The sequence below is a fragment of the Myroides sp. LoEW2-1 genome (assembly GCF_009767705.1).
Classification (GTDB): domain Bacteria; phylum Bacteroidota; class Bacteroidia; order Flavobacteriales; family Flavobacteriaceae; genus Flavobacterium; species Flavobacterium album_A.
On record NZ_WSPP01000073.1, the window covers coordinates 1 to 3400 of the forward strand.

Annotated in this window: 3 protein-coding genes; 2 read left to right on the top strand and 1 reads right to left on the bottom strand. The window is 32.0% G+C overall.

The annotated features are described in order from the left end of the window. Nucleotides 1-117: 117 nt before the first annotated feature. Nucleotides 118-858: a CDP-alcohol phosphatidyltransferase family protein gene (locus GOQ24_RS05455; RefSeq protein WP_155093066.1), complete on the bottom strand. Its 741-nt coding sequence runs from the start codon at nt 856-858 to the stop codon at nt 118-120. Between the two features lie 560 nt (nt 859-1418). Between GOQ24_RS05455 and GOQ24_RS05460 the strand changes: the two genes are divergently transcribed. Continuing rightward, complete coding sequence (locus GOQ24_RS05460) at nt 1419-2540, top strand: DUF4105 domain-containing protein (RefSeq protein WP_155093065.1); 1122 nt, start codon at nt 1419-1421, stop codon at nt 2538-2540. Nucleotides 2541-2543: 3 nt separating this feature from the next. Continuing rightward, entirely contained in the window at nt 2544-3281 is a 738-nt protein-coding gene (locus GOQ24_RS05465) for a tyrosine-protein phosphatase (RefSeq protein WP_155093064.1), read from the top strand. Nucleotides 3282-3400: the final 119 nt, after the last annotated feature.

Consider the following 3400-nt stretch of genomic DNA (forward strand, 5'->3'; position numbering starts at 1 on the left):
AGTCTAAAACTCGTTTTAATTGCAAGAACTTTTAATCTAAGAGAAAAGTAACGTTTTATATAATACAAAAGAGGGTGACCTTTTGGGACACCCTCTTTTTGTTTTTGTATGTATTATTTATTGTATTTGCTTTTTGTTTGTAAGATTGATGAAAATGGAAAGTAAGATATAAATGAGGATAATCAATGGTATAGCCAAATACTGTAGTGTAATTAGCAATATGATTGATAGGACTACAAATCCGATTTGCAATTTATATGAGCTTAAATTCCCTGGTTTTATTTTTAGAGAAAACAGAGGTAATTCTGCGTTCATGATTATAGCACTTAAAATACTGATTACAACCAATAAATAAGGGTTACTTAAAACAGATATTATTGTTTCTGATTCTGTTGTTGCGATTATCATTGGAATACTCAAGATAAATAACGCATTACCAGGTGTAGGCAGTCCGATAAAAGAATCTGTTTGTCTTGTATCGATATTGAATTTAGCTAATCGGTACGCAGCACCTAAAGTAATTATGAAACCAAAATAGGGAACTACTCCCATGTAATATGTTTCTGGAGTGAGGTTGTATATCTCTTGATTTTCTTGTATGCTTGCTAACATTTTATAGACTACTAAGCCTGGTACAACTCCACTTGTAACCATATCTGCTAAAGAGTCTAATTGAAGACCTAATTCGCTTTTTACGTCTAAAATACGCGCAACGAACCCATCCCAGTAATCAAAAAATATTCCTAAACATACCCATAAAAATGCCATCGGGATATTGTCGTCGAATGCGTAAATACATGCGATTAATCCTGAAAGTAAGTTTAAAAGTGTTATTGCATTGGGAATGTGTTTTTTCATAATTGATTTTATTTGTGTATAAACTTTATAACGGTCTATCTATCATTAATGGTACAAATGTATCATAAAGTTACTAATTTTTATAGTGTTTGTTTGTATTACTTTATGTAATGCGCACTTTGAAAAGTAAAATGATATTGCTGCGAATCAAATTTCAAATGTGTTTTTTTTGCTACTATAGAGTCAATAGCGTTTGAGTGTATCAACAAGTTTGAGTGATTGTGTATTATTGGAAAAAGGAAAAGCACATTCACAATAGAATAAAATGGAATAGTAGGGTTATTGTAACTCATATTACGTGATAGTCTTATAAGTGAAATATAGTTGAGCAAGAAAGGAGTTTATTAATGGTGTAAGTTCACTGTGATATGTTTTTACAGCTATTGAAAGCAGAGGGGAATAGGTTTTCTTGGCAGTATTTGGCTAATTGGGAATACAGATTTACTACTAAAACGCTTTCTTAGGTGGTTAGGCAATTTTTTTTTATTGTAAATCATGAGGGAGTAAGCTATTTTTGTGATTACTCAATAAGAATTGAACAACTATTTATATCATCGTATATGGGAAAGAAAATAATGTGCGTGCTTTTATGCTTATGGTTTGGGCAAATTGCTTTGTCTGCAGAACGAGCTTTGTCTGATCGCGCTCAAATTAGTGTATTGACTATCGGCACAGGTCCTATGTTACATGAGTTGTATGGTCATACAGCTATTCGCGTTTTTGATCCGTCTTATGGAATAGATAGAGTGTACAACTTTGGAATGTTTGATTTCAGTACACCTAATTTTGGATTGCGCTTTATAAAAGGTGATATGTTGTATTATGCCGATTATACATCAATGAAGGACTTCGTTAGAAGTTACGTTTATTACAATAGAAGTGTATACGAACAAGTATTGAACTTGACTGAAGATCAAAAAGAGAAGATTTGGCACAGTTTGGAAAATGCTTTAACTGAGGAAAACAAATACTATGTCTATAAATTTATTGACCAAAATTGTACAACAAAGGTTGTTGATATTGTCAATCAGGATACCAATACAGTAGTTGAAGCAGAGGTAACTGATAATATTAAAACGTATAGACAGATGTTTAATGACTATTTGGATAGTAGTTATTTTTTAAAGTTAGGGATAAACATGATACTCGGTGCTCGCATTGATCAGACGAATGACAAACAGTTTCTTCCTGATAAGTATATGATGGGACTTGAGCAAACGAAAATGGATGGCAAACCTATTGTAAAAGAAACCAAGACTATCTTTGAAGCAAACCAAGAGTTAAGAGCAACAACTCCATGGTGGGATACCTATGCTTTTTTTAGCTTGTTATGCGTTGTACTTGCTGTAATGTCATACAAAGTGAAAGCAATTCGCTATAGCCTAATATTAATTATTGGATTATTTGGAGCCTTCTTTTTATTTGTAAACTTTTACTCTTTTCACGTTGAGGTATTGAACAATAATATTTTACTATTGTGCAATCCTTTGCTGCTATTGCTCCCTTTCGTTAATACAAACATTAGAATGGGCAGAGTTTTGCATATCGTTTTGTTGATAGGTATGACAATTTATGTTGTTTTAAATATTACTTCTGAAAAATTAGTAGTTACTCTTCCTTTATATCTTTTAACTTTGTGTTTATTAATAATTGACAGAATTATTATAAACAAAAAAGATTAAGCTATGTTTTCAATTTTTAAATCTAAACCAGTATTAAAAGATTTAATACCCAATAATTATGTAGATATTCATTCGCATTTGTTATTTGGTATTGATGATGGTGCTAAAACAAAAGAGGATACAGTCTTCATTATTCAATCCATGAAATCTCTTGGGTTCGAACAAGCAATTACAACACCACACACCACACCTCTTGTATGGGATAACACCAAAGAAGGAATTTTGTCAAAATACCAAGAAGTAAAAGCAGTTTTACCTCAAGAAGCAGAGGCATTAAAGTTGCGCGTTGCATCTGAGTATTTGATGGATGAGAGTTTTCTCAAGAGAATAGCATCAGAAGAATTATTGACGTTAAAAGACAAATGTGTTTTAGTGGAGATGTCTTACATCAATCCGCCTATTCAATTACAAGATATATTATTTCAATTAAAGTCCAGAGGATATGACATTGTATTGGCGCATCCAGAGCGATACAATTTTTATCACAGCAATACGGATATGTATGCTAAATTAAAGAAAATGGGATGTCAATTTCAAATGAACCTACTTTCAGTGACAGACTATTATGGAGGTCACGTTTTGGAGGCTGCAAATTTTCTATTGAAAAACAATATGATAGACTTTGTAGGTTCTGATATTCACCATAGCAAGCACATCAAAGCGTTTGAATCAAAAGTACAAGTGAAAGATATAGGTAACTTTGAAAAAGCAATTGAGAACAATCAATTCTTTAGAATATAAGTTAAGATCTGTAATACAAAAAGAGGCTGTCTAAAAAGCCTAAAAAACAAAACCCCGTCTAAAAAAGGCGGGGTTTTTTCATTGTTTGTCCTCAAAAATAATTATCTTCAAGGTGCAAC

Excerpts from the sequence above, each read along its gene's own strand:
- GOQ24_RS05465 (WP_155093064.1), top strand. The coding sequence starts at position 2,544 with ATGTTTTCAATTTTTAAATCTAAACCAGTATTAAAAGATTTAATACCC.
- GOQ24_RS05460 (WP_155093065.1), top strand. The coding sequence starts at position 1,419 with ATGGGAAAGAAAATAATGTGCGTGCTTTTATGCTTATGGTTTGGGCAA.
- GOQ24_RS05455 (WP_155093066.1), bottom strand. The coding sequence starts at position 858 with ATGAAAAAACACATTCCCAATGCAATAACACTTTTAAACTTACTTTCA.